Below are 22,873 nucleotides of genomic sequence, written 5' to 3'. Positions count from 1 at the left end.
AGCGCCTGGCGGGGGGAGGTGACCGCGTCGCGGCGCGCGGCGGGCTTCCCGCCACCGCGCGGCTTGCCGCCGCCCCTCTTCGGCTTGTCCTCCCCGTCCTCGTCATCTGGCTCGGGCCCGAACTCGCCGGGCCGTGGCGGCTCGGTCCAGTCGAACCACAGGTCCCTCGCCTCGAGCTCGCGGATCTCGTAGTCGGTGAGGCTGGCGACGACGTCGGGGAAGTACTCGTCCAGGCCCGCCTTGAAGTCCATGAACAGCGTGCGCAGGACCTCGGGCTGCTTGGCTTCGACGATCCACCCGGCGCCGCCGGTGTTGGAGTCGGCGGGCGGCTCGGGCTCTCCGGCCATCACCCGCTCGATCCGGCCCGCCTCAGCAGGGGAGAAGGAGCGGGGGAGCGGCTCGGGTGTGTTCTCGGAGGAGATGCCGAGGGTCTTGAACATCTCGGCGACCTTCTTCGGCGCCACCTTCAAGACGACCGGGATGCAGTTCTCACGCAGGTTCTCGCACAGCAGCTGCGTGAACCCGTCCTGCACGTAGATGGACTGGCCGGCCACCTTGAGGCCGATGCCGTACTTGCGGCCCTTCACCGACACCTTCTCGGCGAGGTCCATGATCTCCGCGCCGTAGTCGCCGTTGCGGGCGGCGGAGAGGAACTCGTCCAGGTAGGCGGACAAGGGGCAGCCCGGCAGTTTGGGGTCCCAGTCGTAGACCCTGCCGTCGTCCCACACCATCTGGCCGCGGATCTCCATCAGCGCGTCCAGGGTGCGCAGGAGCCGGATCATGTAGAGCGCGCCGACGCCGTAGCGGTCGGTGTACTCGCCGAGCTTGGCGGCCTTCTCGTCCGGTGCTTCCGCCGTCAGCCAGACCACGGCGCCGAACAGGGCGTCGGCGGCGACGTGCAGGCCCATGAGCTGGGTCTTGCCGCCGCCGGACGGGGCGACGAACAGGCCGTGGGCTGCGCCCCGGTCGGTGTAGACGCGGTTGCGGGCGGGCTGGCCGTTGCCGAGGTAGCCGGTCACCCACCGGCCGTCCTTGTCCGGGGTGAGCAGTTCGTTGGTCGCGGGGAAGATCTGGGCGAGCGGGCTGGAGTCCCAGAGGGATACCAGGACCTGGTTGCCGTCGACGGTGACGAACAGCCGGCCTTCGTCGTACTTGGTCTTCAGTGCGGCGGCCAGGGTGTGCTGGTTGACGCGCGGCTCGCCCATTTCGTCGGGGACCTGGGCGATGTAGTGGGTGACCTTCCGCTCGTGGTCTCGGATCTTCTTGATGAACTGCGAGCCGGGCAGGGGCCCACCGGCGATGCGGTCGACCCACCACTCGTGGGTGGTAGGGGCCTTGCGGCGGCGCTCGGTCAGGTCGGGGGTGACGTGGACTTCCTTCCAGCCGGGTCCGCCCTCACGCCCGTACTGCCGGACCACGTCCTCGATCCGTACGTCGGCGACCTCGACACCGAACGCGGCGGCGACCGCTTCCTGGGTGAGGCTGGAGATCGGCCGTCCTGCCTCGGAGGCGCGCAGCAGCAGGGACAGGTCGTTGGGCATGCCCGCGTGCGGGGTGGCCGTGACGACGATGGTGCGGCCGGGCAGGCCGCGGGCCTCCCACAGCCACGAGCTCGCTGGGGAGGTGACGTGATGAGCCAGACTCCCCCGCCGAGCCGTTTGGACCTGGCCCGCGTCGCACTGCAGGCGGCCCGAGAAGCCAGGAAGTGTGAGGGTGCCGTGGTGACGTCGGCGGCGTGGCAACAGTTATGCCGGCTCGGACCGGACCTCGGGGGAACGGGGCTTCCCCGGCGTCACCTGGTCCGGGTCGAAGTTGGTGCCGGCCGAGCGGCTTGTGCCCGCGGCTGCTAAACGGCCGATGGTAGGCAAGTCCCGCGCCTGCGGGGATGGACCCAAGACCTCGCCGTGCGTGGGTCAGCTGATGACTGACGTCATCAATCTGCTCCCCCTCCTCACTGCACGCACCGAACTCGCCTCACAGGGTGCCCCTTTCACCCGTCTCAGAACGGCCTCAGCGCGGGTCCATCCCACAGGCGCATGGAGCGGGCGGTGACGTCGCTCGGTCTCACGGTCGGCGTGGGTCCATCTCCGCAGGCGCGCGGAGCAGTGGCCGTCGCGCGGCTCGTCTACCGATTACGGGGGTCCATCCCCGCAGGCCGCGGGGAGCAGGGCCTCGCGCGGCCCGTCTCGCTCAGGTCCCAGGGTCCATCCCCGCAGGCGCGGGGAGCAGGCAGTCGGCTCTTTCACGGTTACGTGCAGTTCGGGTCCATCCCCGCAGGCGCGGGGAGCAGACTGGCTGACCAGGAACTCTACGATGGCCAAGAGCCGAAATACATCACTTCTTCAGGATGCGACATTTCAGACACGCGGCTGCCCGCCCCACGCTAGACCCCAGCTCTCGACCTGAGGCTGACTAGGAGAAGCACTGCGACAGGCAAGTCCCATCCCCTACGGTGCCCGCGTCATCGGGGTCGACGCCTCACGTCGGTAACTCTGCTCCCTACACCTCAGGGATGACCCCTGTGCTCATGAGGTCTCCACACGTCTTTCAATGAATCCCGCTTTGAGCCTCTGCAATTCGAGTAGCGTCCCCGATGGGGTCTCGTGATCTTGCTGGGCGTATCCACCAGTCCATGTGCGGCACCTCCCGGGCCCAGGGCCTGGCCTCGCCGACCCTGCTTTCAGTATGCGGCGGCCCTGTGGGGCTGTCGACGCCACGGACAGGAGCCCTACCCGCTCAGCTGGCGCGACCACGCCCGCAGCCTCACCGTCCCCTCAACAGTTCGGCTGTGGTCATTGAAGAAGATGATCTCCTGTGCGGTGCAGATCTTCCGGGCCCGGGGCCGAACCCGCCAAGCCCGTAGCTCCAGCTCTCGGCGCAGCTCGCTTCCCCACTGGGTGCGTTCGTCGACCAGACGGCGGAACGTTCGCCACGTACCGATCGGGGGAGCACCTGGTGAGGCGTTGATCCGTACCTGGCCAGGGTGATGCCGGAGCTTCAGCGAGCCTCCTACCCGTTCGGGGGTACCCCAGGTCAGGATGGGGTGCCTCGAGGACGGCCTGCTGCCCTGTACGTGGCCGGAGTTGGAGGGCCTCGCGCAGATCGCCGCAGGCCTGTCCCGGGCCCGCGCCGCGACGTTGCGCGTCGCCCCGGTACACCGCGAAGCCGACCGCCCGCAAGAGGCGCAGTCAGGTGCGCTCGGCGCCGCGGGTGTCGCCGGGCTGCTTGTGAAGGAGCCCGTTCGCGGCGGCTTCGGCCTGGAGGGGGTTCAGCCGGCCTGTCGGCTTCTCGGAAGGCTGCCTGCTGCCCTTCCCCCTGAGTGGACGCGGAAGGTCAACACCGTGTTCCTGCGGGACGCTGTGCGCTCTGCGTTCGGCCACGCCTCCCGGAGCGGGCCAGACCTGCAAGGCGAAGGCGGGAGGAATGCCCGGGCGGCCATCGGGGACGGCCCCGGATAGTGTGTGAAGCACGCGTCAAGGGATACGGGATGTGCCGGGAAGTCTGGTCGGCGTCCGAGGGCGCCGCTGTGCGCGATGTCCCGGAGGTTGGGTATGGCTGCTGCCCCGCGTGAGCGTTCCGTCTTCCTCGGCCTGCTGCCCTGGCCGGAGCGGGTGCAGGTGGCCCGGGCCCTGCGCACCGAGACGGTCGGCGGGCTGGTGCTGCTGGCGGCGGCCGTGGTGGCGCTGGTGTGGGCGAACACCCCGTTCAGCGGAACCTACGAGCAGATCCGCGAATTCCACTTCGGTATCCCCGCGCTCGGCCTGGACCTGTCGGTGGAGCACTGGACCGCCGACGGGCTGCTGAGCGTGTTCTTCCTGGTCGCCGGGATCGAACTGAAACGCGAGCTGGTGGTGGGCGAGCTGCGCACCCCGGCCACGGCGGCGCTGCCGGTGGTCGCCGCCGTGTGCGGCATGGCCGTGCCCGCCGCTCTCTACCTGGCCACCACCGGGGTCGGCGGGGGAAGCGCTCAGGGCTGGGCGGTGCCGATGGCCACCGACATCGCGTTCGCCCTGGCCGTTCTCGCGGTGCTCTCCACCCACCTGCCCTCCGCCCTGCGGGCCTTCCTGCTGACCCTGGCCGTCGTCGACGACTTGGGCGCGATCTTGGTGATCGCCTTCTTCTTCACCGCAGACCTCAATCTGCTCGCGCTCGGCGGCGCCTTGGCCGGGCTGGTCGTCTTCTACCTGCTCCAGCGCTACCGGGTGCGCGGCTGGTGGTGGTATGTGCCCCTCGGGCTGGCGATCTGGGCGCTGACGTACAACGGGGGCGTGCACGCCACGGTGGCCGGCGTGGCGATGGGCCTGATCCTGCGCACCACCCGCGACCCCGGCGAGAAGGCGTCACCCGCGGGGCGGACCGAGCATCTGCTGCGGCCCGTCTCGGCCGGTGTGGCGGTACCGCTGTTCGCCCTGTTCGCCGCCGGGGTCAGCATCTCGGGCGCGGTGCTGGGCGAGGTGTTCGCCCGCCCCGAGCCGCTGGGCGTGATCCTGGGCCTGGTCGTCGGCAAGACGGTGGGAATCTTCGCCGGCACCTACCTGGCGGCCCGGTTCACGCGGGCCCGCCTCAACCCGGACCTGGCCTGGGCGGACGTCCTCGCCCTGGCGGTACTGGCCGGGATCGGCTTCACCGTGGCCCTGCTGATCGGCGAGCTCGCCTTCCCCTCCCCGGCCGACAGCGAGCACATCAAGGCCGCTGTCCTGATCGCCTCATTCCTTGCCGCGGCCGTGGCCGCGCTGCTCGTCAAACGCCGCAACGGAATCTACCGCCACCTGTGGGAGGCCGAGTCGCGCGACGAAGACGCCGACGGCCTTCCCGACATCTACCAGCCGCCCGACCGTGGCAGCGCCACGGGCGAAACCTGAAGGAGGACGGTCATGCGCGCACGAGATCTCTCCGAACCCTTTCCCTTAGTGACCACCGACGACGACGCGATCGACGCGGCCCGGCTGCTGGCCGAGCAGTCGCTGCCGGCCCTGCTGGTCCTCGACTCCGACGGGCAGCCGCACGCCATCGTCCCCGGCTCCCAGCTCATCCGGCAGCTAATCCCCGCCTACATCGCCGAAGACCCGCAGCTCGCCGGCGTCGTCGCCGAGCAGCACGATGGAGATCTCACCGAACAGCTCGCCGGGCTCACCGCGGCCGAATGGGCGCCACGCCGCCTGTATCCGCCGCCCGTCGTCGGGCCCGACGCACGCCCGATGGTGGTCGCGGCCCTGATGGCCCGCACCCACAGCCCCCTGGTCGCCGTCATCGAACGCGACGGCGACACCGTGACACTGATCGGCACGGTCACCGCCGCCCGCCTCATGCAGCACTTACCGCAGGTCGTCCTGGCCCGGCGCGGCCCCTCACGGTGAACAGCGGTCGTCCCGCGGTGTCTGGCTGCCTCATCCGGGTGGAATCTATCCCCCTGTCGGGGATCTACGCTGGTCACATGGGGTGAATAGGCTGCGTGGCTCGTATCCCGCAACGGGGCGGGAGGCGTTGATGGGGATGTGAGTACCTCAAGCATCGCCCCGATACTGCCCCCCACCCTCGCGGCCGAGGGGCCTCCCGCCGTGCACGACTCGGGTGCGGACACCGCGCCCGGCGTCATAGTCCTCCACTCATCCGCCAGCCTCGGCACCACCCTGGTCGTCCACCTCGCCGGGGAGATCGACCACTTCAGCGCCGCCCCGCTGCGGGCGCTCCTGGCCTCGGCCGCCGCCGACGGCTGCACCGGCCTCGTGCTGGACACCTCCCGGCTCACGTTCTGCGATTCCGGCTTCCTGGCCGTCCTCGGCCGGTGGCCCCGCAGCGGACGCCGCCTCAGACTCGCGAACCGCTCCAGATCCGTTCAGCACCTCCTGAACGTGGCCGCCGCGGCGGCACGGAAACGGGCCCGGGCCGGCTCACTGATGGCAGCCACGTCATGACGTTCATACTCCTGACCTGCGCCCCGATGCTCGCGCCGGTCCTGCTCGCGCACCGGGAACCCCACACGCCACGGCACCGCCGGCCCGGTCAGGCTCCCCGGATCACACCCCGCAAGACCCTGATCCACTGCTGCCTGATGCCCCCGCAGACGGGGGCCACGGCATAGACCATGACAGGGGGCCCGCGTCGGCCGCGGGCCCCGCCCCCGCACCACCGGAGCGTCCACCGCGACCCCTGGCCCCGCCGCTGAGACTTCCTGGTGCGGGCCGCCACCCGGACACCGGCCACCACGCCCTGGGGAGCCCTCACACCCCGGCGCACGCCCTGCCGGAGCCGCACACCGTGTTCGGGCCACCGCTCCGGCAGGACCCGAAAGACCGTTCAGTCCTGGCGCTCCTCGAAGAGCCTCTCGCGCAGGTACAACAGCGTGGCCGTGTCGGCCACCTGGGCCAGCTCCGCCACCAGGACCCGGATCCGGCGGTCATCACCTGCACCGACCGCCGCAACAATCCGTTCGACCGTCACCCTGGCCCGCGCAGCACCGCCCGCCGAATCGTCCCGCTCGTGCGTCGTCATCCGCTCCCCCGTCCCTGCCCTGCCCCCGGTCACCGGCCAGCAGAACACGACCCCACCACCCCGGGCCACCGTCGGCGACAACGCAGCCCCTTGCACCCGGGAGCGGAATCAAGAGGCCGCCCGCAGCGCCTGCCCGTGGGGCCAGGGTCGCCGCCGCGTGCTGCCGGGTTCAACGGCACAGGCAGCGGCGGGTCACGCTGCTTCGGCCGGATCATGTGTGCATGCGGCTGTCGGGGTCCTCCTGGCCACCGGCACTCTCGTCGTATACCGACGGCTCGTCGGGCCAGGCAATCCGAGGCGTACGGATCAACAAGATCACGCACACACAGTGTGCCCCCCTGGGGTATGAGGCCGGGAGTCCGCCGCCCTCTCCGTTTCCGGGCCGTCTCCGGGAACGGCGATCATGCCGATGAACCTGCACGGACACGGCCGCAGCGAGGCCGACCGGACGTACCGGCTTCTCCTCGGACGGTGGCGGTTTCGCGAGTAGCGCCGTGAGGATCAGGCCCAGCAGGGCCACGATGACCAGCACCACAACGGCGGCCTTTCGCCGGCTCCATCGCGGACGACTGTGTACGCATGCCTGGGGGAACTGCTCGTTGAGCGTGGTGATCCGGGTGGCGAGTTCGGGGTCGTCGCGGGCGAGGCATCGCTCGATCTCTGCGAGGGCGCGTTCTTCGTCCTTCTCGGGGCTCCCTGTCGCCACCTGCCCGTGCTTCGGCCGCGCCGCCCGTGACCCGGCCCAGCAGAGTGACCGCCGGACGTTCACGCCCCTCGTCTCAACGACCACCGGCACGCGCTTCAGCTGGTCCGAGACAGCCTTCGCGAACGGCCCGAGGCCCACCCGGCCCGCCGCCCCACCGGCAGGTCCTGGACGGGCTCACGGCGTGTGCGAGTCCAGGCGGCGGAGCACGCCCCGGCCCCTACGGGGCGGCGATGATGATGGCGTAGGTGCCGGCGCCCAGGAGGCGTTCGCCGGGGATTTCCTGACCGGCCATGATCAGGCGTTGGATGTGGCCGGTGGTTTCGTCGAAGTCGATGTCGTCGAGGGTGCCCAGGTCCTGTCCGGTTTCAGTCAGGACGCGTTTGCCGATGGGGTCGTGATACTTGCCGGTGGGGGCGGTGGTGTCCTGGTCGCCCTGGATCTTGTCGGGTGTGCGGACGGTGACCGCGTCGGGGCCGAAGGAGTGCACATTGCTCCAGGTCACCTGGGTGCCGGGGCCGCGGGCCTTGACCCGCAGCGCGGCGACGCGGGCGGGTGCGGAGGCGAGCGCGAGCCCGGTGACGGTGGCCAGGGTCTCGGCGGTGCTCACGGCAACGACGTTGCGGCCTTTGGCCTGGCTGAACAGCATCACTTCTCCTGTTCCAGGCGGGTGCGCAGGCCGTGGGCGGCTTCGGGGAACCCGGCCAGGTCACCGGCGGTGAACTCACCCGTCGCGTCCGGCACGATGACCATCTCGCCGGAGATGGTCACGGGTTTGATCACCGGCAGCAGAAGGTGCTGGCGGCCCTGAGCGGGGGATTCGACTTCGTAGCCGGCCACGGCCGGTTTCCGGCCCGTCTCGATGACGACGTCGATGATCTTGCCGAGGTCGGTGCCGCCCTCGGTCATCACGCGGGAGCCGATGACGTTGCCGCCGCCGGAGGCTTTGGCGTCCTTGGCCGCCTCATCGTCGTCGGCGAGGGCGTTCTCGTCGCGGATCATCACCGCGTCCGACCCCAGGGCGTGCACCTTGCTCCACAGCAGGTCCCGCTTGAGCGGACCGGAGAACAAACCGCGCCCGCTGAGGGTGAAGCTGCGCACGCTGCCGCGGGCCGCGTCGAAGACGATGTCCTTGACCTGTGCGAAGTCGTCGCCGCCGAGGGTGACCACGGGCAGTTTGGCGATCTCGCCGGCCCGCACGTAGCCGGTCATGACCCCGGCCTCTTCCCGCCGCGCGCGTGACGCCTGCCGCCCGCGATGACCCCACCGCCGCGACGACGAACCTGCACCCGCAGCAGAGTCACGGCACACATGGCCACGATCGCCAACGCGATCACAACCCATATCCACCAGTCCATGTGCGGCACCTCCCGGGCCCAGGGCCTGGCCTCGCCGACCCTGCTTTCAGTATGCGGCGGCCCTGTGGGGCTGTCGACGCCACGGAGGTCTGCTCGTACGTGGAGTCCGTGTGGCCGATCGCCGCGACGACACCGTGCTCGGCGAGCAGCCGTATCCCCTACCGGGCCGTGCGTACAGTCGTGGCGGACCACGAAGAAGCTGTCGGCGGTGACACTCAGCGCCGCGGAGGGGGCGTGGCGCGTGCCGTCCACAGTCGTGGTGAGTGGGCGATCGCGTCGACGTTGGACGGCAGCGACGGCCTGCGGGCGTCCTGGCCTGGCGAGGGAGGACGACGCTTGTCTGGCCGTGAAGGTGCCCACCGCCCCGCGATGGCGGTGGGCACCTGCCGGAAGCCACAACAGACCGCGGGGGCCATGCGTGTCGGCTCGACCGCTGCCCGGAGGTGTGGTCCGGTGGGGTTGACACTCGGTGCGATGAAGGGACGGTCAATGACTCGTGCGGGCCGAGGAGCGGGCGGCTCGGGCCGTGACAGCCTCCGCACGCAGCTCTGGCCGCTGCCGGCGCTGGGAGTCGTGCTAGCCGTCATCACCGGGGTGACGCTGCCGCGCCTGGACTCCATGCTTCAGCGGGACCTTCCGGCGTGGCTGGCCGAGTACCTGTTCAGCGGGGGCGCGGGAGCGGCCCGTACCGTCCTGGACGCCATCGCCGGATCCCTGATCACCGTCACCGCGCTCACCTTCTCCCTCACCGTCGTCACGCTGCAGCTCGCCAGCAGCCAGTTCTCACCCCGGCTCCTGCGCACCTTCACCTCCGACCGCTTCGTGCAAGGCACCCTGGCCGTTTTCCTCGCGACCTTCACCTACGCCCTCACCGTGCTCCGCACCGTCCGCACCGCCGACAGCGACCAGGCCACGTTCGTTCCCCAACTCTCGGTGACACTCGCCTTCGTGCTCGCTCTCGCCAGCGTCCTGACCCTGGTGCTGTTCCTCTCCCACCTGGCCGACAAGATCCGTGTCGAGACGATGCTGGCCAACGTCCACGCCGACGCCACCCGGAACCTGCATCGCCTCCTGCCCGACGTGTCGCCGCGTGGACGCGCGGGAGCGCCACCACAGCTTCCCTCCCCGCCCAGCGACGCCCTGCTCCTGACAATCGACAGCTCCGGCTTCCTGACCTCCGTCGACGAGAAGGCACTCCTGGCAGCCGCCGTGGACGCCGACGCGGTCCTGGTCGTCGGCCAGCAGCCGGGCGCCTCCCTCATCGCCGGCACCCCCATCGGGGCCGCCTGGCCACGCGCCTCCGCCGCCTTCCGGCCCGACACGGAGACTGAGCTCCGAGAGCAGGTCCGCCGGGCGATCTCCACCGGCCCCGAACGGACCGGCGCCCAGGACATCGCCTTCGGACTGCGGCAGCTCACCGATGTCGCCGCCAAAGCGCTCTCCCCCGGAATCAACGACCCCACCACCGCGATCCACGCCATGTCGCACTCCAGTGCCCTGCTGTGCGACATGGCCGGACGCGACCTCGGCCCCCGCCTCCTGCACGACGACGACCACCACCTCCGGGTCATCCTCAACCGTCCCGACCTGGACGAACTCCTGGATCTCGCCCTCGCCCAGCCGTGCCGCTACGGTGCCGCGGACCCTGCCGTCCTCACCCGCCTCCTGACACTGCTGCGCGAACTCGCCTGGCACACCGCCCCCTCCCAACACCAGCAGATCACCTACCAGCTCGCACACCTGCGCGCCACCGCCGAGGCGCAGGATTTCCACCCCGGCGAACACGCACGTCTCGCCAAACTCGCCGATTACGTCGAACAGGCCATGACCGGGGTGTGGACAACCGCGACCAACACCGACGATTAGGGATTCTGCACCTCCAAGTGCCACATCCCCACGACCAGCACTTCGGGGCCAGCCCACTCACACCTTTGTCATGGCGGCGGGAAGTCAAGGGGCACTGCTGCCGCGACTGTGTCGATCGTCCGATACCTCAGCAAACGCCCCGGTCCAAGCCGTTCGCCCCGGACCCAGTGACGGCCGTACAGCGTGCTCGTCGAAGCCAAGGATCCCGCAGCAGCCTCGTGCGCGGTCTCACCCAGCCGGTCCCGCCGGGGGCGTAGCCGGGGTCGCGGGCGCCTCCTGGAGTCGCTCGATTCCGAGCACGGGGTCGCGGCCTTCAGGGTCCAGGTCGAAGGTCTAGATGCGCTCGTCGTGGACCGGGCCCGCCACGGCCATCGGCAGAGCGTTCGAGGCCCAGGACGCGCCCTGCCATGACCGGCCGCCCGACCCACGGACAGGGGTACGGCATCATCGTGGGCGACGTGGCCATCCGCAGCGCGCCGGCGCCACCACCCCGGCCGGACACCAGCCACCCGCCACAGCCGGTTGTCAAATGATGCGGTCTGTCGCTTTGCGTGTCAGCTTGGCGGAGGAATCTTCCATCCCGCGTCACAGAGGAGTCGCAGTCATGGGCGGTCAGCAGGACAAGCACCACGAGCCGGGCAAGAACCGCGAGGAGCAGGAGCGCATGGGCTCCGGCCAGGACCCCGTTCACCCCGGCGTTCATCCCGGCGCCGGCCAGGAAGGCGCCCGGGGCAAGAGCCCCGAGGAGCTCAAGCGGCGCGGTCAGGACGAGATGAAGCGCGAGCGCGACGAGGACGAGACGCGCGACGAAGAGCACTGACCACAGAGCTGGCGCGGCCACGCACGCAGGACCCGGCCGGGGACCGTAGTAGTCCACCATCACCCCGGCCGGGTCCTGTCATGCCCCCGTATGGCGCGGCCGCACCGTCCCCTCAACAGTTCGGCTGTGGTCAGAAGATGATCCCCTGCCCGGTGCAGACGTGAGGCGTTGATCCGTACCTGGCCAGGTTGATGCCGGAGCTTCAGCGAGCCTCATACCCGTTCGGGGGCACCCCGGGCCAGGATGGGGTGCCTCGAGAGCCCAAGCGCCTCCGGGCGGGAGGAGAACGCGTTGATCACCGTGGAAGTTCAGTACTGCGGCGGTTCGGTCCTGGTCGGCCTCGGCGGGGAACTCGAGGGGGACTCGGGCGCGGTGCTCCGGCAGGCGCTGGCCGAGGTCACCGGCGGCGAGCGGGACCTCATGGTCGATCTGCACGGCGTGGTGTCCATGGACTCCGATGGGCTGCTGCACCTCCTGGACCTGCACCGGCGCGCGGCGTGTCTGGACCTGCGGGTCGTGGTCGTCGGCTGGCAGCCCCAGCCCCAGCAGCTCATGGCCGAGGTCGCCGGCATCCGCGGGCCCGGATCGGCCACCGGGGAACGGTACGCGCTGGCGGGCTTCCGGCGGCTGCTCGAGGAGCGGGCGCAGCGCGCACGGGACCTTTCGGATTTCGAGGCCGGATGGCTGTCCGGCGTCTAGCCCGACGGTGCCGGTGGCGGTGTCACACGGAGGGTTCCCACTCCCCGGGGCCGGGGCCTCTCCACTCCACCAAGTTGGTGTCGGCGAGGTCGACGTCCTCGGCGTTCTCCAGCCCGGCCGCGGCAAGGAAGATGTGGACCTCCGACGGGCGGTGCGCGAGGCAGATGGCGACGCCTTTGTAGCGGACCCGGCGCCAGCCCTGGGTTCATCGGGCGGGTAGACGATCAGCTTGGCGGCCAAGCGCACAGCCTCCGCCCTTCCTTCTCCGGCAGTACCCAAGGGTCAGAGGCAGTACCGGGCGGGTCTTGATATTCGTTGGTCTCGTCTACGCCCTGTGAGGGTCAGCCGTGGTGGTTCCCGGGGTGGGTTTGCCTCTGCAGCGTCCAGAACTCGCCCGAGCAGTCGCTGGGCAGCGGCGGGAATCGGTGTCCTTTCACGTCGGTACTCCAGTGGTGCTCAGCGCCGCAGTCACATGCGTAGATTCCGCTGTCGGGCACGATCTCACCTGGGTGCCACGATGTCTTGTTCTCGTTCATGACCTCTGTCTACGGTGCAGCGCGCCGGGCCGCTACTCAGGTGGTGCTCCGCGTCCTCGTTCATATGGGTGACCGTGGAAGCCTGTACCTGTGGAGCCTCCACCTTTCAGGCAGGTCTGATGCGCCGTCCCGGACTTGCCCGGACACGGATGTAGGCGGCTCGCTCGGGGTGTGTACGTGAGCGTGCTCACCGATCGCGGGGCTGACCGGCCGTAGTGTCGCTTTCGTCGCGGCGGCAAGGACGGTGAGGAAGGGACGTGGGCTATGGCATGGCTGGGGCGGTTGGCCGTCGTGGCGGCGGCAGGGGTGGTGTGGTGGCCGGATATCTGGGGCTGGTCAGCGGGGTGGTGCCGGTGGATGTTGGTCTAGGGCGGCGCACACGCCGGCTGGGGCCGCAGACCGTGGACATCGGGGCGCCTCGGGATGTGGTCTTCGAGGTGATCGCCCAGCCGTATCTGGGGCGGAGCACCCGGGCGATGCGGGAGAAGGTGCGGGTGCTGGAGCGGGGCAGCGACATGGTCCTGGCCGCCCACTTCACGCCGGTGGCGGGCGGCCGGGTGACGGCGACGACGGTGGAGACGGTCCGGTTCACTCCGCCCGAGAGGGTCGACTTCCGGCTGGTGCGCGGTCCGGTCCCGCACGTGGCCGAAGTCTTCGTCCTGACCGAGGAGGCGGGCGGCACCCGGCTGGTGTACGAGGGAGAACTCGGCACGGACCTGTGGCGGGCCGGAGCCTGGTGGGGCGCGAAGGTGGCCTGCCGCTGGGAGGCGACGGTCGCCGCATCGCTCGCCGCGGTCAAGAAGGAAGCCGAGCGCCGGGCAGCACACCGGTAGCCACGCCCTCGGGCAGGCATGGTGCCCACGCGCCGGGAGGCGCCGGGAATGCTGGGCGGCTTGTCTACTGCACCCGTCCTTCGGTGTCCTCGTGGTCGCCCTCTTCGTCCGGCAGGTGGACGTCGTTGACGGCGATGTTGACCTCCACGACTTCGAGTCCGGTCATCCGTTCCACGGCGGCGATGACGTTCTCGCGGACACCGGCGGCGACATCGGTGATGGCGTACCCGTATTCCATGACGAGGGAGAGGTCGATGGCGCTCTGGCGCTCACCGACTTCGACCTTCACCCCGCGGGTGACGCTGGTACCGCCGCCGGGGACCATGTCACGTACCGCGCCCATGGTGCGGGCCATTCCGCCGCCCAGGGCGTGGATGCCGGGGACTTCACGGGCGGCCATTCCGGCGATCTTCGCCACGACACCATCGGCGATCGTGGTCCTGCCGCGGGCAGCCGCTGCCGCGTCCGGCCCGGATTCCGGCTCCTGGAGCCGGGTGGCCTTGGACGGGCGGGAGGCGTCGGGCGTGGTCTTGGGTGTACTGCCGGTCGACTCCGTCACCAGGAGCCACCTCCTTACCTCAGGGACGGCCCCGGGGGCCGGCCGGCTTCGGAACAGGGTCAGTGCAGGGAGCGCCGACCTCGCTGCCGGGACCAGCGCCAGGCGGCGAAGACCAGATCGGCGGCGAACAGCACAATCGCGATGATCAGCAGATAACCCAGCCCGGCGACCGTGGCACCGATGATCCCCAGAACGAACGCAACGATGACCAGAAGCAGGAAGACAACCATGCCGCGAACCTCCCAGCGGACTGAGCAGCGCACCGCCGATCACGCGTGCCCTCACCATCGGCGACTGCCGTGCGGTCCGACACTGGTGCGCACACCTTTGATTCTGCCTCGCCGGGCGCGAGCACGCGCCTCGGCCGCCTCAGTGATGCCTGAGACCGCCCGGAGGTGGCCGCAGGCGGGTCAGCCGGCGGCTTGGAGGGCGCCGAGGGCGGCGTCGAGACGGCGGGTGGCTTCCTCAGCGACGGGCTGGAGGGCGGGCAGGCCAGTGAGGGTGACCATGACGCTGGGGTCCAGGGCCTGAACGGCGGTGCGTGAGCCGTCGGTGCGGACCACGACGTTGCAGGGCAGGAGGAGGCCGATGGTGCGGTCGGCGTCCAGGGCCTGGCGGGCGAGCGGCGGGTTGCAGGCGCCGAGGATCTGGTAGTCCTCCATGTCGTGGCCGAGCTTGGCCTTCAGGGTGGCGGCGACGTCGATCTCGGTGAGGATGCCGAAGCCCTGCGCGGCAAGGGCCTCGCGGACGGCGGCGACGGCGGTGGCGAAGTCGGTGTCGAGGTGGACGGTCCGGTCGTAACGCATGGCGTCAACTCTTTTTCGGGGGCGCGTGGGCGGGCGGGCGGCGGGTAGCCGCCCTGTGTGAGCGGGTTCCCCATGCCACCAAAAATACCCCCCGGGGTACCCGTGCTAGGCTCGAAATATACCCCCGGGGGTAAATGTCAGCCGAAAGGAGCAACCGCGTGTTCTTCATCGACACCATCGAGACCGAGGGTCTCGGAAACCGCAGCTACCTGGCGGGCGGCCCGCACACGGCGGTGGTGGTGGACCCGCCCCGCGACATCGACCGTGTCCTTGTGGCCGCTGCGGAGCGGGGCGTGCGGATCTCGCACGTCGTGGAGACCCACGTCCACAACGACTACGTCACCGGCGGCCTGGACCTGGCCCGCCTGACCGGCGCCGCCTACCTCGTGCCCGTTGCCGCTCACGTCTCCTTCGCCCGGACCCCGGTCGCAGACGGTGACACGGTGAGTGTGGACGAGGGCATCACGCTGCGGGCGATGGCGACCCCCGGCCACACCCCGCACCACACCTCCTACGTCCTGGAAGAGCAGGGGGCGGTGGCGGCGGTCTTCACCGGCGGGTCGCTGCTGATCGGCTCGGTGGGCCGCCCCGACCTGGTCGAGCCGCGGCTGACCGAACAGCTGGCCCGCGCCCAGCACGCCTCCGCCCACCGGCTGGCCGCCGAGCTCCCCGACGAGACACCGGTGCTGCCCACCCACGGCTTCGGCAGCTTCTGCTCCTCATCCCAGTCCGAGGGCGACGCCACCACCATCGGCAAGGAGAAGACCGGCAACGATGCCCTGGTCAAGGACGTCGACTCCTTCGTCGCCGCCCTGTTGGCCGGCCTGGAGGACGTGCCCGCCTACTACGCCCACATGGGCCCGGCCAACTCCGACGGCCCCACCCCGGTGGACCTGACCGCACCCCCGCTGGCCGACGCCGCCGACATCGCCGAGCGCCTGGCCGCCGGGGAGTGGGTGGTGGACCTGCGCAACCGGATCGCGTTCGCGGAAGGGCACGTCGCGGGATCGTTCAACTTCGAGGCGGACGGCAAGATCGCCACCTACCTCGCCTGGATGATTCCCTGGGGCAAGCCCGTCACCCTCCTCGCGGAGTCACCGGCCCAGCTCGCCGCGGCCCAGCGTGAACTGGTCCGCGTCGGCATCGACCGCCCGGCCGCCGCCGCCACCGGCACCCCCCACGACTGGATACCCGACGGCCACACCCCGCGCTCCTTCCCCCGCGCCACCTTCGCCGACCTCGCCGCCCAGAACCCGAGTCCGGACGTGATCCTCGACGTACGCCGGGACTCCGAGCGCGCCACGGGCTGGATCGAAGGCTCCGTGCACGTCCCGATCCACCAGCTGCACGGGCGCCTGGCCGACGTTCCGGCCGGGACGGTGTGGGTGCACTGCGCGGGCGGGATGCGCGCGGGCATCGCCGCCTCCCTGCTCGACGCCGCAGGCCGCGACGTCGTCGCCGTCGACGACTCCTTCGACGCCGCAACCGACGCCGGCCTGCCCCTCACCACCGGCACCGGCACCGGCACCGGCAGCTGAGCCGCAGCACCGCAGCCACCCCTGCCACCCCCGACAATCGGAAGGAAGACGGATGTTCCTCTTCCGTCGCGGCACCGCCCGCGTCACCCCTGCCCAGGCCCGCCAGAGCACCACCGACGGCGACGCCGTCCTCCTCGACGTACGCGAGCAGGTCGAGTGGAACGCCGGACACGCTCCCGGCGCCATCCACATCCCGCTCTCCCGGCTGGTCACCGGCGCCGCTCTGCCCTCCGCCGCCGAGGGCCGGCCGCTGGTGTTGATCTGCCGCTCCGGGCACCGCTCCCAGCAGGCCGCAAAACTCCTGGCCGGGCGCGGAGCCGAGGCCACCGACGTCAAGGGCGGCATGAATGCATGGGCGGCGGCCGGCCTGCCGGTCGTCAACGAACGCGGAAGCAGCGGCCGGATAGCGTGAGCACCCTCGTACTCGCTCTCGCCGCCGGGGCCGTCATCGGTCTGGCTCTCGGGGCGCTCGGCGGAGGCGGCAGTGTCCTGGCCGTCCCCGCCCTGATCTATCTCCTCGGCTTCACCCCGGCCGCCGCCACCACCGCCTCACTGATCATCGTCACCGCAACCTCTGCCACCGCCCTCTACACCCACGCCACATCCGGCAACGTCCGCTGGAAAACCGGCGCCCTGTTCGCGGCCGCCGGGATCGTCCCCGCGATCACCGCGGCCACCCTCGCCACCCGCCTGCCCGAAGCGGCGCTGACCGCAGCGTTCGCCGCGATAGCCGCCCTCGCCTCTCTCGCTATGCTCAGAACCCCGGCCGCCAGTCCGCAGCCCCAGCCGGTCCGGCCCGTGCGGGCGGCAGGAGCGGGTGCCGGACTCGGGGCGGTCACCGGATTCCTCGGCGTCGGCGGCGGCTTCCTCGCCGTCCCCGCACTCGTAGGCGTCCTCGGACTGCGCATGCGCGCCGCAGTGGGGACCAGCCTGCTGGTCATCACCGTCAACTCCCTCGCCGCACTCGCCGCCCGCGCCGGCACGAGCACGCCCCTGGACTGGGCGGTCATCGCCCCCTTCACCGGCGCCGCGATCCTCGGAGCCTGGGACGGCAAACGCCTCGCCTCCAAAATCTCCGGCCCCACCCTCCAACGGATCTTCGCGATCGTGCTCCTGGCCGTCGCCGCCCTCATGCTCATCGACGCCCTCCACTGACCCCTGCGCGACCCGTGGCGGAGCCCCGCCGCCACACCCCCGCCAATACCCCCCGGGGTAGCGCGTTGCTCATAGTCGGGCATCACCGATAACTCAGGAAGGAACGCCTCACCGTGATCACGCCCCGCACCCTCGACCCCGAACAGGCCCACACCCGCCTGCACGAACTGATCGTCCTGGACGTCCGTACTCCCGGCGAATACGCCGCGGGCCACCTGCCCGGCGCCCTCAACATCCCCCTCGACCACCTGGACCGGGCCCTGCCCGATATCCGTCACGCGGCCCAGCGCGGCGACATCCTCGTCGTCTGCGCTTCCGGCGCCCGCTCCGAGAACGCCTGCCGCACCCTCGCCGCCCACGGCATCACCACCGCCACCCTCGCCGGCGGCACCGGCGCGTGGGCCGCGGACGGCCACGCCCTCCACCACCCCGACGGCGTCCGGCGCACCGCCTGGAGCATGGAGCGCCAGGTCCGCCTCGCCGCCGGCGCCATCGTCCTGACCGGCCTCGCCTTGGGCCGACTGCGCCCCGCATTCCGCCTCGCCTCCGCCGGCATCGCCGGCGGCCTGGTGTTCTCCGCCGCCACCAACACCTGCGGCATGGCCGCCCTCCTTGCCAAACTCCCCCACAACCGCCCCCACCGGGGCGACCTCGACGCCACCCTCGCCGCTTTCCGCGACCACTGACCCCCACCCGGACGGATACCCCCTGGGGTACCATGAGGTGAGAGTAGACAAGGCCAGGAGGCAACCGGTGAAAGTCGACGACGACGCAGTCAACGCAGTCCTCAACCGCCTGCGCCGCGCCCAAGGCCAGCTCGCCGGCGTCATCGCCATGATCGAAGCCGGCCGCGACTGCAAAGACGTCGTCACACAGCTCGCCGCCGTCTCCAAGGCCCTGGACCGCGCGGGCTTCAAAATCGTCGCCAGCGGCATGCGCCAGTGCATGACCAACGCCGACGCGAACCAGACCCCCATGACCGAGGAAGAACTCGAAAAGCTCTTCCTCGCCCTCGCCTGACAGCGCCACCCCGAACGGCCCGGCCTCCGCGGGCCGGGCCCTTTCGCGGGCAGCCCGCGGCCGAACCCACCGCCACCACGCCACCCACGAAAGCGCGCCCCGGAGTGAGAACCGTCGGCCTCACTCGATAGCGTGATCACGGTGACCAAGCCTCAGAAGGACCGAGTACAAGACAGCGACGACCGCGGACTGTCGGCGTGGGCATTCGCCGCGCTGCTCCTGGCCGGCTTCGCCGTCGTAGCCGTATGCGCACTGATCGGCGGTTGGCCAGGACTGGTGGGCATCGCCGTCGCCGCGATCATCCTGATCTCCTTCGCCGCCTACCGCCTGTAGAGCACACGGGCCTCGCCCCCATTGACCAGACCCCTGCACCGGGACAGCACGGGGGCAGGCTGGGGTCAGTGACTGGCGAGTTCGCCGGTGAGCTTGCCATGGAGGTCGGCGCTGGCGTCGTTGAGGCCGATGATCTCCACGGATTTTCCGCGCTGGGCGTACTTGGTCTCGATCGCGTCCAGGGCGGCGACCGAAGAAGCGTCCCAGATGTGCGCGGCGGACAGGTCGATGACGACGGTCTTCGGGTCGGCCGTGTAGTTGAACTGGCCGACGAGGTCGTTGGAGGAGGCGAAGAACAGCTCCCCGGTCACCGTGTAGATCACGCTGGTGCCGTCGGGGGCGGTGACGGCGGTGACTTCCGCGAGGTGGGCGACGCGCTTGGCGAAGATGACCATCGCGGTGACCGAGCCGGCGACGACACCGATGGCGAGGTTGTGGGTGGCCACGACGCAGGCGACGGTGACGACCATGACGGCGATCTCCCCGGCCGGCATCCGCTTGAGGGTCTTGGGGGCGATGGAGTGCCAGTCGAAGGTCGCGAAGCAGACCATGACCATGACGGCGACGAGGGCGGCCATGGGAATGTCGGAGACGACCGGGCCGAAGACGATGCACAACACCATCAGGAACACCCCCGCCAGGAAGGTCGACAGGCGGGTGCGGGCGCCGGACACCTTCACGTTGATCATCGTCTGGCCGATCATGGCGCAGCCGCCCATGCCGCCGAAGAACCCGGTGACGATGTTCGCGATGCCCTGGCCGATGGATTCGCGGGTTTTGGAGGAGTGGGTGTCGGTGATCTCGTCGACGATCTTGGCCGTCATCAGCGACTCCATGAGGCCGACCAGCGCCATCGCGAAGGCGTACGGGGCGATCGTGGTCAGGGTGTCCACGGTGAACGGGACGTCGGGCAGGCCGGGCACGGGCAGCGAGGACGGCAGCGCCCCCTTGTCGCCCACGGTCGGCACCGCGATGCCGGCCGCGACGGTGATCACGGTCAGGATGACGATCGAGACCAGCGGCGCCGGGATCACGGTGGTGACCTTCGGGAAGAACACCATCAGCGCGAGTCCGGCCGCGATCAGCGGGTACACCGGCCAGGGCACGTCGTGCATTTCGGGGACCTGGGCCATGAAGATCAGGATCGCGAGGGAGTTGACGAAGCCGACCATGACCGACCGCGGGATGAACCGCATCAGCTTCGCGGAGGGCGCCGAGCGCGATCTGGAAGACACCGGCCAGGATGACCGCGGCGACCAGGTAGCCGAAGCCGTGCTCCCGGTTCAGCGGCGCGATCACCAGGGCGACGGCGCCGGTGGCGGCGGAGATCATCGCGCGGCGGCCGCCGACGATGGAGATGACGACGGCCATAGTGAACGAGGCGAACAGGCCGACCGCCGGGTCGACCCCGGCGATGATCGAGAACGAGATCGCCTCCGGGATCAGCGCGAGCGCGACGACCAGGCCCGCCAGGACCTCGGTGCGCCAGACCTTCGGGTCGTGCAGCCAGTCCGGGCGCAGGCTGCGCAGGGACGCGGCAGGGGGCATAACGGAAGAAGACAAGGAAGCAGGTACCTGTCGTGCTCGGGCACACCCTGCTCGGGGCAGGCCAGGGGCGTGCGGGAGAACGCGGAAGGCCGGGCCGGCACCCCGCGGACGGCCAGCAACGAGCGGGCCGGAAGGCGAAGAAGGGGACGGAGCCGGGCTGCGCGACGGCAGGGCGGCTCACATCCAGGGGCGAGGTGTCACGGCGGGCAGGCGGCGGCGATCGGCGTCATCGGCTCGCGCACGCTCTCTCCTGCAAGAATCGGATCTTCGCCGGGGGCACCGTCGGCCCCGACACAGCAGTGGCCGAGCATCGGGGACCGCCCTCGCCACGAGAAACTCTACCCTAACGTTAGGGTAGAGATCGGTGGGGCCGTACGGGAAGCGGCCCGCCACGACGAGAACGGCCAGGACCGCAGCGTGGACGACAGGCACATGCAGATCGGCGAAGTCGCCGCGCGGACGGAACTGTCCCTGCGCACCATCCGGCACTACGAGGAGACCGGCCTGGTAGCCCCCTCGGCCCGCTCCCAGGGCGGCTTCCGCCTCTACACCGAGACCGACGTGCAGCGTCTCATGGTCATCCGCCGCATGAAGCCGCTCGGATTCACCCTCGACCAGATGCGCGACCTCCTGGATGCCACCGACCGCCTGGATGCCGGTGACGACCTCGACGCCAGCGAGCGTGAAGTCCTGGTCGGGCGTGTCCGCGCGTATGAGCAGGCAGCCGCCAAGCAGGTCGGCAAGCTGCGAGTTCAGCTCGCCCGGGCGGAGGATTTCGCCGCCACCTTGCGCGAACGCCTCCACCCAGCCTCCGCTCCCGCACCGTAAGCCGCCAGACGGTGAAGGACCACTGGAGGAGATGGCGGGCCGTACACGGCCCCGGCTGCCCCGTCCACGTCCACAACCAAGGCCACGGCGGCGTGACGGTGAGCATGCACGATGAGATCCGCGCCCAGGACGCCCCGCTCATCGGGGACGCACTGGCCAGTCTGCTGGACGAGGCACCAGCTCGTGCTCGCCAGCCGTGGCGGCAGCCTGCCCGGAGAACTCGAACCCCAGCTCGTCGAGGTGGCCGTGGATGCTGTGCTCGTGATGCCACCGGGGCAGCACGGTGGGGGTGCCGGCTACGGGCACGACGAAGAACTGGCCGCCCCGCTACCAGGTAGGGATCTTCCCTCGGAGCCGTTCCCGGCAACACGTGCCGGCGGTTCAGGCCCTACCAGCCGCCGCCCGGCCTCGGAGGGTCTCCTCTCCACCCCGGCTATCGCGGGGTAAAGACACCTCATGCACCTAAGCCGTCAAGTTCGGCTCTGCCGTGATGGCGTCGGATGGCGTGTCATCCATCGTCTTCAGGGAAGAAGGTGTCCGCGATCTGCACGAGCTGGTCGTCACTCAACTGCGGAGGCACCCATCCACGCTGGCGTGCGTGAGCGACGAATCGGTCATCGACGGGAACGTGGTACCGCTTGACGTAGTGAGCAAGGTCGGTGTGCCAGAACCATTCACCGTCGGTCAGGAGGTGCAGGCGATCGATGAGCTCGTTGGTCGGACTGAGGAAGTCGTAAACGGCTGCCCCAGTCGCGGCGATGACGCTCCCGGCACGCAGGTATCGTACAAGGTCCTCCTCATGCGGCTCGCCTTCACTGCGCACGGCAGCAATCAGGGAGGGGCCTTGGGGACTCCCATGCTTCAGTTCCCTGAACTCGCCGAGAAAGCGGTCTGCGTACGGGTACTCACTGGTCACCGCCAGCAGCGTAGTCGATCAAATGTCCGCCACCGCCTGGGTGGGCAGCGGCACTGCCCCGAGAGGAAAGGCCACCGCCTCGTCGAAGGGAGTGCGGGTCTGCAGGCAGTGGTGAAGCTGGCCGAGCATCCGGTTGAACAGGTGCCGCAGAGCCTGCATGTGCCAGTCTCCTCCGGCCCGGCGGCGCCTGTAGTGGGCGTCCGCACCGCTTGAACCGCTGAGGGAGGCGAAGGCCCACGGATGGCCGACGTGGTTGAGCCGGTTGTTCGTGACGAACCGGCGTCCGACGTAGCGGCGTTTGCCCGAAGCCCGCGTGATCGGGGCCGATCCGGCGTACGCCTTCAACCCTGCGGCGGAGGCGAACCGGCTCCTGTCATCGCCGATCTCGCCCAGAATGCGGGCACCGACCTGGGGACCGATCCCGGGGAAGCTCAGCATGATCCCCGCGTCCGGGTGCGTCCGAAAGGCCTCCTCGGTGGCCCGCGCCAGGTTATCGACCGCCTCGCAGGCGGCATCGAGCTGCAGGAGGAGGGCCCGTGCCTGTGTGCCCATGGCATCCTCGACGAGGGGCAGCTGCTGCGGGGCCTCCCGCCGGAAGAGCTGCTGGATTCGTTCGGCGTCCGTCTCAATGCCCCTGCGTCGGCCGGCTCGCCGGAGCATGGCGGTCAGCTTCCACATCTGCAGCTTCGCGGCCAGGGCAGGCGTGGGTGCGACGACGAGGATGCGGCGGGCGTCAGGTCGGGTCAGGGTTCCCGGCTTGTCCCTGAAGGGCCTTGACCCCGGATTTTGAACACGTCTATGCGGCTCGGGCCAGGGTAGTTGATGTTGTTTGGAAGGCGTTCTCGAAGGCGATCGGAGATCGC

At 70.2% G+C, this 22,873-nt stretch carries 25 protein-coding genes and 2 pseudogenes; 15 read left to right on the top strand and 12 right to left on the bottom strand.

Annotated elements, in window-relative coordinates:
• Positions 1-1,541 (bottom strand): chromosome segregation protein ParM (locus tag ACZ6S8_RS38725; protein WP_469463007.1); only part of this gene is annotated, 1,541 nt, incomplete at its 3' end.
• A 2,010-nt stretch (positions 1,542-3,551) separates the two neighbouring features.
• Between ACZ6S8_RS38725 and nhaA the strand changes: the two genes are divergently transcribed.
• The 4 genes from nhaA to ACZ6S8_RS38705 all read left to right on the top strand — a co-directional run bounded on the left by nhaA (position 3,552) and on the right by ACZ6S8_RS38705 (position 6,082).
• Entirely contained in the window at positions 3,552-4,862 is a 1,311-nt protein-coding gene (gene nhaA / locus ACZ6S8_RS38720) for a Na+/H+ antiporter NhaA (RefSeq protein ID WP_469463006.1), read from the top strand.
• A gap of 12 nt (positions 4,863-4,874) precedes the next feature.
• Complete coding sequence (locus tag ACZ6S8_RS38715; protein WP_469463004.1) at positions 4,875-5,357, top strand: CBS domain-containing protein; 483 nt, start codon at positions 4,875-4,877, stop codon at positions 5,355-5,357.
• 138 nt (positions 5,358-5,495) lie between these two features.
• On the top strand, positions 5,496-5,915 hold the full coding sequence (locus ACZ6S8_RS38710) for an STAS domain-containing protein (RefSeq protein WP_469463003.1): 420 nt from the start codon (positions 5,496-5,498) through the stop codon (positions 5,913-5,915).
• The gene (locus tag ACZ6S8_RS38705) at positions 5,912-6,082 is read left to right on the top strand and encodes a hypothetical protein (RefSeq protein ID WP_164495761.1); all 171 of its coding nucleotides are present in this window, start codon (positions 5,912-5,914) and stop codon (positions 6,080-6,082) included. The genes ACZ6S8_RS38710 and ACZ6S8_RS38705 overlap by 4 nt, the downstream gene beginning before the upstream one ends.
• Before the next feature lie 215 nt (positions 6,083-6,297).
• Here the strand turns inward: ACZ6S8_RS38705 and ACZ6S8_RS38700 are convergent, their stop codons facing one another.
• The 4 genes from ACZ6S8_RS38700 to ACZ6S8_RS38685 form a co-directional block, all read right to left on the bottom strand.
• On the bottom strand, positions 6,298-6,492 hold the full coding sequence (locus ACZ6S8_RS38700) for a hypothetical protein (RefSeq protein WP_123076397.1): 195 nt from the start codon (positions 6,490-6,492) through the stop codon (positions 6,298-6,300).
• 211 nt (positions 6,493-6,703) lie between these two features.
• Positions 6,704-7,198 carry a DUF3040 domain-containing protein gene (locus ACZ6S8_RS38695; RefSeq protein ID WP_469463001.1) on the bottom strand — a complete coding sequence of 165 codons (495 nt, stop codon included), beginning with the start codon at positions 7,196-7,198 and terminating at the stop codon, positions 6,704-6,706.
• Between the two features lie 217 nt (positions 7,199-7,415).
• Complete coding sequence (locus ACZ6S8_RS38690) at positions 7,416-7,844, bottom strand: PRC-barrel domain-containing protein (RefSeq protein WP_123076401.1); 429 nt, start codon at positions 7,842-7,844, stop codon at positions 7,416-7,418.
• On the bottom strand, positions 7,844-8,407 hold the full coding sequence (locus ACZ6S8_RS38685) for a PRC-barrel domain-containing protein (protein WP_469462998.1): 564 nt from the start codon (positions 8,405-8,407) through the stop codon (positions 7,844-7,846). The genes ACZ6S8_RS38690 and ACZ6S8_RS38685 overlap by 1 nt, the downstream gene beginning before the upstream one ends.
• Positions 8,408-9,042: 635 nt before the next feature.
• Between ACZ6S8_RS38685 and ACZ6S8_RS38680 the strand changes: the two genes are divergently transcribed.
• The 3 genes from ACZ6S8_RS38680 to ACZ6S8_RS38670 all read left to right on the top strand — a co-directional run bounded on the left by ACZ6S8_RS38680 (position 9,043) and on the right by ACZ6S8_RS38670 (position 11,938).
• Positions 9,043-10,419, top strand: coding sequence for a DUF2254 domain-containing protein (locus ACZ6S8_RS38680; protein WP_469462996.1), 1,377 nt, complete (start codon positions 9,043-9,045; stop codon positions 10,417-10,419).
• A gap of 604 nt (positions 10,420-11,023) precedes the next feature.
• On the top strand, positions 11,024-11,239 hold the full coding sequence (locus ACZ6S8_RS38675) for a hypothetical protein (protein WP_123076407.1): 216 nt from the start codon (positions 11,024-11,026) through the stop codon (positions 11,237-11,239).
• A 300-nt stretch (positions 11,240-11,539) separates the two neighbouring features.
• Positions 11,540-11,938 (top strand): STAS domain-containing protein, encoded by a 399-nt coding sequence (locus ACZ6S8_RS38670; RefSeq protein ID WP_469463008.1) that lies wholly within the window; start codon positions 11,540-11,542, stop codon positions 11,936-11,938.
• Positions 11,939-12,279: 341 nt separating this feature from the next.
• Here the strand turns inward: ACZ6S8_RS38670 and ACZ6S8_RS38665 are convergent, their stop codons facing one another.
• Complete coding sequence (locus ACZ6S8_RS38665; RefSeq protein WP_123076411.1) at positions 12,280-12,474, bottom strand: hypothetical protein; 195 nt, start codon at positions 12,472-12,474, stop codon at positions 12,280-12,282.
• A gap of 353 nt (positions 12,475-12,827) precedes the next feature.
• Between ACZ6S8_RS38665 and ACZ6S8_RS38660 the strand changes: the two genes are divergently transcribed.
• Positions 12,828-13,307 (top strand): SRPBCC family protein, encoded by a 480-nt coding sequence (locus ACZ6S8_RS38660; protein ID WP_469462993.1) that lies wholly within the window; start codon positions 12,828-12,830, stop codon positions 13,305-13,307.
• Between the two features lie 64 nt (positions 13,308-13,371).
• Here ACZ6S8_RS38660 and ACZ6S8_RS38655 read toward each other — a convergent pair whose 3' ends face one another.
• The 3 genes from ACZ6S8_RS38655 to ACZ6S8_RS38645 form a co-directional block, all read right to left on the bottom strand.
• On the bottom strand, positions 13,372-13,866 hold the full coding sequence (locus ACZ6S8_RS38655; RefSeq protein ID WP_469462991.1) for an Asp23/Gls24 family envelope stress response protein: 495 nt from the start codon (positions 13,864-13,866) through the stop codon (positions 13,372-13,374).
• Between the two features lie 59 nt (positions 13,867-13,925).
• Complete coding sequence (locus ACZ6S8_RS38650; RefSeq protein ID WP_199840395.1) at positions 13,926-14,096, bottom strand: hypothetical protein; 171 nt, start codon at positions 14,094-14,096, stop codon at positions 13,926-13,928.
• A gap of 180 nt (positions 14,097-14,276) precedes the next feature.
• Positions 14,277-14,672, bottom strand: a complete 396-nt coding sequence (locus ACZ6S8_RS38645; RefSeq protein ID WP_469462988.1) for a DUF302 domain-containing protein — start codon at positions 14,670-14,672, stop codon at positions 14,277-14,279.
• A 158-nt stretch (positions 14,673-14,830) separates the two neighbouring features.
• Here ACZ6S8_RS38645 and ACZ6S8_RS38640 point away from each other — a divergent pair, with 158 nt between their 5' ends.
• From ACZ6S8_RS38640 to ACZ6S8_RS38615, 6 genes are all read left to right on the top strand, one after another.
• Positions 14,831-16,210 carry an MBL fold metallo-hydrolase gene (locus ACZ6S8_RS38640; protein ID WP_469462986.1) on the top strand — a complete coding sequence of 460 codons (1,380 nt, stop codon included), beginning with the start codon at positions 14,831-14,833 and terminating at the stop codon, positions 16,208-16,210.
• 52 nt (positions 16,211-16,262) lie between these two features.
• Positions 16,263-16,622: a rhodanese-like domain-containing protein gene (locus tag ACZ6S8_RS38635; protein ID WP_469462982.1), complete on the top strand. Its 360-nt coding sequence runs from the start codon at positions 16,263-16,265 to the stop codon at positions 16,620-16,622.
• Positions 16,619-17,365: a sulfite exporter TauE/SafE family protein gene (locus ACZ6S8_RS38630; protein ID WP_469462980.1), complete on the top strand. Its 747-nt coding sequence runs from the start codon at positions 16,619-16,621 to the stop codon at positions 17,363-17,365. The genes ACZ6S8_RS38635 and ACZ6S8_RS38630 overlap by 4 nt, the downstream gene beginning before the upstream one ends.
• Positions 17,366-17,478: 113 nt before the next feature.
• Entirely contained in the window at positions 17,479-18,051 is a 573-nt protein-coding gene (locus ACZ6S8_RS38625; protein ID WP_469462978.1) for a rhodanese-like domain-containing protein, read from the top strand.
• A 67-nt stretch (positions 18,052-18,118) separates the two neighbouring features.
• Positions 18,119-18,385: a metal-sensitive transcriptional regulator gene (locus tag ACZ6S8_RS38620; RefSeq protein WP_469462976.1), complete on the top strand. Its 267-nt coding sequence runs from the start codon at positions 18,119-18,121 to the stop codon at positions 18,383-18,385.
• A 141-nt stretch (positions 18,386-18,526) separates the two neighbouring features.
• Positions 18,527-18,718 (top strand): hypothetical protein, encoded by a 192-nt coding sequence (locus tag ACZ6S8_RS38615; RefSeq protein ID WP_469462974.1) that lies wholly within the window; start codon positions 18,527-18,529, stop codon positions 18,716-18,718.
• 65 nt (positions 18,719-18,783) lie between these two features.
• On the opposite strand, the pseudogene ACZ6S8_RS38610 reads toward ACZ6S8_RS38615, so the two are convergent.
• Positions 18,784-20,266 (bottom strand): annotated as a pseudogene (locus ACZ6S8_RS38610) (SulP family inorganic anion transporter).
• Between the two features lie 417 nt (positions 20,267-20,683).
• Here ACZ6S8_RS38610 and ACZ6S8_RS38605 point away from each other — a divergent pair.
• Positions 20,684-21,094, top strand: coding sequence for a MerR family transcriptional regulator (locus tag ACZ6S8_RS38605; protein ID WP_469462972.1), 411 nt, complete (start codon positions 20,684-20,686; stop codon positions 21,092-21,094).
• A 508-nt stretch (positions 21,095-21,602) separates the two neighbouring features.
• On the opposite strand, the gene ACZ6S8_RS38600 is transcribed toward ACZ6S8_RS38605, so the two are convergent.
• Entirely contained in the window at positions 21,603-22,010 is a 408-nt protein-coding gene (locus tag ACZ6S8_RS38600) for a hypothetical protein (protein ID WP_469462970.1), read from the bottom strand.
• A gap of 18 nt (positions 22,011-22,028) precedes the next feature.
• Positions 22,029-22,778, bottom strand: a pseudogene (locus ACZ6S8_RS38595) (transposase); the annotation flags it as partial.
• Positions 22,779-22,873 lie beyond the last annotated feature (95 nt).

This window comes from Streptomyces sp. NPDC048461 (assembly GCF_055587105.1).
The sequence above is the reverse complement of the archived record's forward strand: the minus strand, read 5'-3'. Positions and strand labels throughout refer to the sequence as shown.

What these genes read in the sequence shown, in the direction of transcription:
- ACZ6S8_RS38675 (WP_123076407.1), top strand. Translation starts at nt 11,024, where the DNA reads ATGGGCGGTCAGCAGGACAAGCACCACGAGCCGGGCAAGAACCGCGAG.
- ACZ6S8_RS38690 (WP_123076401.1), bottom strand. Translation starts at nt 7,844, where the DNA reads ATGCTGTTCAGCCAGGCCAAAGGCCGCAACGTCGTTGCCGTGAGCACC.
- ACZ6S8_RS38680 (WP_469462996.1), top strand. Translation starts at nt 9,043, where the DNA reads ATGACTCGTGCGGGCCGAGGAGCGGGCGGCTCGGGCCGTGACAGCCTC.
- ACZ6S8_RS38705 (WP_164495761.1), top strand. Translation starts at nt 5,912, where the DNA reads ATGACGTTCATACTCCTGACCTGCGCCCCGATGCTCGCGCCGGTCCTG.
- ACZ6S8_RS38645 (WP_469462988.1), bottom strand. Translation starts at nt 14,672, where the DNA reads ATGCGTTACGACCGGACCGTCCACCTCGACACCGACTTCGCCACCGCC.
- ACZ6S8_RS38650 (WP_199840395.1), bottom strand. Translation starts at nt 14,096, where the DNA reads ATGGTTGTCTTCCTGCTTCTGGTCATCGTTGCGTTCGTTCTGGGGATC.
- ACZ6S8_RS38715 (WP_469463004.1), top strand. Translation starts at nt 4,875, where the DNA reads ATGCGCGCACGAGATCTCTCCGAACCCTTTCCCTTAGTGACCACCGAC.
- ACZ6S8_RS38685 (WP_469462998.1), bottom strand. Translation starts at nt 8,407, where the DNA reads ATGACCGGCTACGTGCGGGCCGGCGAGATCGCCAAACTGCCCGTGGTC.
- ACZ6S8_RS38635 (WP_469462982.1), top strand. Translation starts at nt 16,263, where the DNA reads ATGTTCCTCTTCCGTCGCGGCACCGCCCGCGTCACCCCTGCCCAGGCC.
- ACZ6S8_RS38665 (WP_123076411.1), bottom strand. Translation starts at nt 12,474, where the DNA reads ATGAACGAGAACAAGACATCGTGGCACCCAGGTGAGATCGTGCCCGAC.
- ACZ6S8_RS38700 (WP_123076397.1), bottom strand. Translation starts at nt 6,492, where the DNA reads ATGACGACGCACGAGCGGGACGATTCGGCGGGCGGTGCTGCGCGGGCC.
- nhaA (WP_469463006.1), top strand. Translation starts at nt 3,552, where the DNA reads ATGGCTGCTGCCCCGCGTGAGCGTTCCGTCTTCCTCGGCCTGCTGCCC.